The sequence below is a fragment of the Pedobacter sp. genome (genome assembly GCF_039594775.1).
Lineage (GTDB): Bacteria > Bacteroidota > Bacteroidia > Sphingobacteriales > Sphingobacteriaceae > Pedobacter.
The window spans coordinates 63,491-69,720 of sequence record NZ_JBCNMT010000012.1 but is presented as its reverse complement, the minus strand read 5'-3'; the positions used below and the strand labels follow the sequence as shown (position 1 = coordinate 69,720).

Annotated in this window: 6 protein-coding genes; 3 read left to right on the top strand and 3 right to left on the bottom strand. The window is 41.0% G+C overall.

Annotation, left to right across the window (positions count from 1 at the left end; translation table 11 throughout):
- Positions 1–61: 61 nt before the first annotated feature.
- From ABDV71_RS19485 to ABDV71_RS19475, 3 genes are read left to right on the top strand one after another with little or no spacing between them, the layout of a single operon-like run.
- Entirely contained in the window at positions 62–1,597 is a 1,536-nt protein-coding gene (locus ABDV71_RS19485; RefSeq protein WP_343535558.1) for a phosphodiester glycosidase family protein, read from the top strand.
- 6 nt (positions 1,598–1,603) lie between these two features.
- Entirely contained in the window at positions 1,604–2,383 is a 780-nt protein-coding gene (locus tag ABDV71_RS19480) for a hypothetical protein (RefSeq protein ID WP_343535556.1), read from the top strand.
- A 19-nt stretch (positions 2,384–2,402) separates the two neighbouring features.
- Positions 2,403–3,281 (top strand): hypothetical protein, encoded by an 879-nt coding sequence (locus tag ABDV71_RS19475; RefSeq protein ID WP_343535554.1) that lies wholly within the window; start codon positions 2,403–2,405, stop codon positions 3,279–3,281.
- Positions 3,282–3,411: 130 nt separating this feature from the next.
- On the opposite strand, the gene ABDV71_RS19470 is transcribed toward ABDV71_RS19475, so the two are convergent.
- Genes ABDV71_RS19470 through ABDV71_RS19460 form a run of 3 tightly spaced genes read right to left on the bottom strand, consistent with a single transcriptional unit; the run spans position 3,412 to position 6,230 of the window.
- Complete coding sequence (locus tag ABDV71_RS19470) at positions 3,412–3,942, bottom strand: YfiT family bacillithiol transferase (RefSeq protein ID WP_343535552.1); 531 nt, start codon at positions 3,940–3,942, stop codon at positions 3,412–3,414.
- 5 nt (positions 3,943–3,947) lie between these two features.
- Positions 3,948–5,204, bottom strand: coding sequence for a DUF5103 domain-containing protein (locus tag ABDV71_RS19465; RefSeq protein ID WP_343535550.1), 1,257 nt, complete (start codon positions 5,202–5,204; stop codon positions 3,948–3,950).
- Positions 5,205–5,249: 45 nt separating this feature from the next.
- Positions 5,250–6,230 carry a Gfo/Idh/MocA family oxidoreductase gene (locus ABDV71_RS19460; protein ID WP_343535548.1) on the bottom strand — a complete coding sequence of 327 codons (981 nt, stop codon included), beginning with the start codon at positions 6,228–6,230 and terminating at the stop codon, positions 5,250–5,252.

Genomic DNA, 6,230 nt, shown 5'->3' with positions numbered 1-6,230 from the left:
TATTAATTTTTTTAAATAAGTTTAGATTGTTTTTTAATAAAATAAACTTAACCTAGACTTTATGAAGAGAATTTTACTTTTAATGTGCTTTGCTATGGGCTTTTGTACGAATAGTAAAGCGCAAGGCATTTTGGTGAACCGTTATTATAATAGTGGTTTGACCAACGGTGTAAATGACGTGGTGGAACTGGTGGTATATACGGACCACCTCGATATTAGAAATTACATTATCAAAGATTATGGCAATGGTGGTACCACCTTGGATGACGGCGGTGGGAGATATCGTTTTAAAGCACTGAACTTATGGAAAAATCTCCGCTCGGGTACTACTATTGTGTTACGTAAGTTAAGCGATGCCGAATTGTTGACTTATACCCCTGATGTGGATGCGTCTGATTTCAAAATAAGCGTTGCCATTAATGATGAAGCTTATTTCGCCAACATGGATAACAATAAAACATGGAACTTGACTTTCCATGAAGCGGTTTCCATTAGGGCAGATACAGATGCAGCGGCTCAGGCAAATGGAGGAAATCTTGCCGTTCATACCTTAGGCTACGGAGATTTCTTTAACAAATCGGCTTGGCATGGCATCCCTGGAATTAAATCTTTATATAATGGAAATAGTTTGTTGGTTAATGGTACGGTAGGCGTTGCTTATTTAACTTACCCTAATTACCAAAGTTACGGTACGCCTTTCGATTCGAATGCAGACTTGATTTCGTTGCCATCCTATTGGAATAAAGAAACCACATTGATGACTGGTTTCCCGGCAGGAATACAGGTTTTTAGAACCACTACACCTTATATGGGTCGCCAGATGAATGCTTACTGTGTAGTGTTCGACCCTAGGCTGGTAGAATTTAAACCTACGCAATCGGCTAGTTTAAAAACGCCAAAAGCTTTTGTAGAGGCCGAAAGTGGAACGGTTTACGCTTGCTTGAATGCTGGCTTTTTTTCTACCGTTGCCTTAAGCACCCTTCAATATAATGGAACTACCTATGCAAGTAATGTGGCCTCTTTGAATAGAAGTGTTTATAATAATCAAACCAATACTTATTACCCAACCCGAGGTACGTTTGGTTTGTCATCGATGTTGAAACCAGACATTACTTGGACTTACAGAATCAGTAACGTCGTCTATTCTTATGCCATACCATCGCCAAATGACGTTAATGCGGCACCTCAACCTGCTCCTTTGGCAGCTAACGGTACCATTTGGAATGCCATTAGTGCGGTAGGCGGTTCTCCTGTTTTGGTAAAAAATGGCTTTGTGAATATAACGGCAGCTGAAGAACTTGCCGATTTGGATAATACGTCTCAACGCGGAAGGTCAGCTATCGGTTATACGGCTGATGGCAAGGTGATTTTGTTGGCTGTAGAAGGTGGAAATACAACGGTTTCGCCAAGTGTAACGGGGTTGAACCTGAATGAACTCGCCAATTTAATGAAGGATATGGGCTGTGTTGGAGCGCTCAATTTAGATGGTGGTGGTTCTACCGCTTTGCGCATTAATAATCAACCTACCGTTCGCCCGTCTGATGGTGGCGCAGAGCGTACCATGCCAGGTGTTATCTTAATTAAATCAAAAAACTAAACAATCATGAAATTCAAAATATACTTTATTGTTTTACTGGCTTTTGCGGTGAACCTTGCAAAAGCACAAAAAGCAGATTCTTTAAAACTGCTAATGGATGTGAGTGGCGGAAATGTAGGTGCAAGCACGCAAAGCGACGATGCGGTACCGGTAACCATCAGTACTTATGACAAAGTAAGTTGGGGCGATGGTTATGGCGTAGCTAACAGGGCTTTTATCCAATCGCTACGAAATACGGTGCTGCCCATTACCTTGTTTAAATTCAATGCCAAAAAAGATGCCGATGCCGTAAACGTGACTTGGTCGACCTCGATGGAGCGGAACGCCCTGCACTTTGAAGTGTTGCGCTCTACCGATGGGAAGAAATTTGAGCGTATTGCTACCGTTGGCGCCAATGGAAATACCAATACCTTGCAGAACTATTCGTACAGAGACCGTAAGCCTGAAAACGGGACCAACTATTACCAATTGAAAAGCGTGGATAGGGATGGTACTTTTTCTACCTCCATTGTGGTTGCTGTGCAGTTTGATATGAATAAAACAGATATGGTTGTAGTGGCAAACTCGGCTAACCAAAATATTAAGCTGAGTGTTTATTCGCCCGTAGCTACCGCGGCAAGTTTTTCTATTTCTGATGTGAACGGACGCGTTTTGTTGAGGGTGAAAAACCTTGCCATACAAAAAGGAAGTAACGTGTTTGAATATCCATTGAATGTTCCCGCACAGTTGCTCATTGCTGCACTGACTTCGGCCACGGAAAAAAACGCTTTTAAATTTTACTATTAGGTTTGATTAATTCTTCGTCATGACATTTCGCTATTTAGCTCTCATCATGTGTTTGATTTCACTTTCTTGTTCAAAAAAGAGTGGGGGTGATCCGATAACACCGCAACCTGTGCCTACTAATTCATTTTATGTAGGTGAGGTAAAGCCTGCGGCTTCAAAAAGTTGTTTCGCGGGAGCATATTATCGGAAATTGGTGTCGAGTGTTGATGAATGGGGAGGAATCGGTGGGCAGTTAGTTTTGCCCACCATTGTTTTTGACCCTTCGAGGATCAATCCAGCTAAACCTGCGCAGTTTTTAGATAATCCTTCCGTTTACATGGGTGGAAACATGGGCGGACAGGAAACAGACATTGGCCTTACTTGGGAGGTGATCAAAGATGAGAATGGAAATGTAACAGCAGATAGGAGAGCCTTTAGGCCATTTTTAAGAAGAACAGCCCATAGTGGTAGCGGACAGGTAGCGCTATATGAAAATGCACCTGCCGAAGCCAGGTATTACTGGTATCAAGGAGATGAAGTGACGATGTCGGTAAAGATTGTAGCCAATGGAGTTTTAAGGTTCACGGTGGAAGGAGCTGGAAAGAAGTTTGAACGTGATTTTGACTGTGGAGGTTACACTTTTGCAGGCAAGGGCGAGTTTAAACGAGTGAATGCCATCGACCAAGTGTCTAACGAAGGGAAACCAGTACAAACCACCAGAACCAAGGTAACGGGCGGTGAGTGGAAAGCCAGTTATCTGTATCGTATCATAAATGGTCAGTTGCAGGAAACACCTTTTCATGATGGTCGTTACACCGATATGAGATGCCCAAGTGCCAATTATTTCTCTGTTTTTTCTACGCAAACAGACCGCTCAAAAGGAGCGGAGAAGATTGAAATCAACGGAGCGGGAATATAACTTAAAAAAGTGTTGAAGTTATATACATAAAACAGCGTGTCACGTTGAGCTTGTCGAAACGTTTTTAAACAAATGGTCTTCGACAGGCTCAGACTGACAGGTGAGAACTTTTACCGCATTTAAATAGCTTCTAATTATTCCTCGCAATTAAAATATGGACTAAATGATGTTGGCAATGCCATACGTAAATCCCGATATTTTTTTTCAGTGAAATACGTTCGTTGCTTTCTGGGTGGATAAATGTTCTTTCCAGCTGTTGTTCAGATAAGCTGGTCAATAGCGTTGTCCATTTTTCATGGAGACCTTCTATAATTTTTAAAGAACCTTCAATAGGGTAGTCTTTGGCATCTGGCAATTCGGCCCATAGGTTTTCCAAATAAGGTTTAATGGTAGGCGTATCTTCTGTTAGGGTCAATTTAAACCTGATTAAGCTGTTCATATGGCTGTCGGCACAATGATGCACCACCTGTTTGATGGTCCAACCGTTAGATCGATATTGCTTTTGCAACTGCTCTTCGTTCAATCCAGCGGTAGCGCTTTTTATCCGCTCTGGGAAATGCCTAATGACCTCAATCCAATTTTTAAGATGCTCTGTGGTAATGATTTCTGGTTCTTGAAATTTTCCAATCGGGAACTTTAAATTTTCGAGGTTTTGTTCCATGGAGCTTAGCGTTTAATGCTGTTGATATTGGCGAAGCCTACCAAGTCATCATAACGAGCTCCCGGTCTTCTGTGGTAAGCAAATACCTGATAGGAATTTTCGGTTTCGAAAAAAGAACCTTCAAAAACAGTGTCGTTGAACTTCCCATTCTCGTCTACCCAAACATATTTGAAATCGTAAAGTCCCTGTTTTAATTTAATGTTGCCATAAAACCTTCTTCTTGATGATTCGAAAGTCAATTTGTTATCGTCAGTAAGTGCGTAATTGTTGAACCTTCCAAATACATATGCATTTCCTTTTGGTGTAGGAAGTGGTGCAGCCAAGGTAAACAACATATAAGCGTAATCGCTATCCGTTACATTGTCCCTGCCATCATTATTTCTAATGAAGAAATTGCCATTTTCATCAAATTGGTTACTGTATCGGTTGCTGTTGTTGGGTAGGTCGATGGATAAAATTACGTTTTGTGTACTATCTCTGTAAATATCGGCAACGTGTTCAGCTTTGTATCTAAAACTGCGGGTATCAAACTTTCTAAACTCATTTCCGGCCCAAAATTGGTTGGTATTAATGTCGTTGTAAACCAAAGTTCCTGGTTTTACAAAGGAAGGTTTGGTATTGACAATGGCCGTTTGCGGAATGGCATTTTGCGTTACTACCGCTTTAATTTCCTGATAAGGATTATTGATGGGCGTTTGATGAAAGATACTGAAGTTAATTTTCTGCTTACTATTTCTATCGGTCACATCAGTTGCCGGAACTACCTCTGCACCAATATTAACGGTGTTGTTCAGTACGTAAAAACGTTGGGTAATCACGATTTTGCTGGGGTCATTATCTTCATAGATCTTTAAAATATAATTACCACCAACTTTGGGCTTCATTTGGTCGTTAGGGAAAGTAAGCTGATAGTGCGTAAACTTTACCAGAGTGTTAAACGAATAGCGATAGTTGAAAAGAATATCCTGTTGTACGCCTTCCAGGTAATCCAAAAGATTCATTCTCGAGGGTTTCCAATCCCAAGTACAATGTTCAATGGTATAACTGTAGTTCTTTTGTCCACCACGTAGATCATCAAAACCAAAGCTAAGCGTTTCTGAGCTTTTTAAGTTAATTACAGGAAGTGACTGCTCTTTGCTAGTGTTGTAGCATTCTACCGTTTTAATATAGCTTTTAAAGATTTGATTTTGGTATTCTGTTTGCGCTTTTGCACTAGCTATTGACCATACAGAAAGGACGCAGATGAGCAGCTTGTATTTCATTTATAATCGTTTATCCCAAAGGTAACGAAATCATCTAGAAATAGGCTAGTTATTTTTGCCTGTAAAGCCGTCCATTAATTTCATGGTTTTCAAGGCTTCTTCGGCTGAACAAGGATTTTCGCCTTCTCCTCTGAAATAAGCAACTACTTGCTCAATCATAGGTTGTTCTACATGCGGTAAATGTTCAAAGTTGATGGTTTCCTCTTCGCCCTTAAGGTTCACTTTGATGAATTGTCCAAATATCGAGAAGCTGATTTTGCCCTTTGAACCGTAGATTTCGCAACTATCTGTTTGTTCATTTTCTGGAGCAGAAAAGCACCATAAACCATTAAAAACTACACCGTTTTCGAATAAGATATGGCCTGTCACCAAATCTTCTACAGGCTCGTTGGGGTCCTTTTTATTGGCTAAGCCATTAAATTGCTTTACCTCTCCAAAATAATAGAGCATTAAATCCAACTGGTGTGGGGCAAGGTCGTGAAATAAACCACCGCCAGAAATTGCTGGATTTATCCGCCAGTTTTCTTCGCTATTGGCAATGATGTTGCTGGCTTTGGGCTGTAGCATTTTCAAGTCTACAAAACGTACCTCGCCAATGGTGTTTGCGGCTAATAGGGATTTTATTTTTAAGAACAGCGGTTGTGCTCTTCTGTAATGTGCGACCACCAATTTTACACCATGTTTGTGTGCTGCATTAGTCATGTTTTGTGCAGCTTGGCCGTTCAATGCCATTGGTTTTTCTACATAAACAGGTTTGCCAGCTGCGAGTGCTGCAATGGTATATTCCTCATGTTGCAATGGGGGAGTGGCAATGTAAATGGCATTTACTTCAGGGTCGTTAATTAAATCTGAAGCATTGCTGTACCATTTTGGAACACCATGTCGTTTGGCATAGTCTTCGGCCTTGACAGCATCTCTGCGCATTACGGCAACTAGCTTGGAGTGCGGTACTTTGTTAAAAGCTGGTCCACTCTTTACTTCAGTGACGTCACCACAGCCAATAATTCCCCATTTGATTTCGTTCAT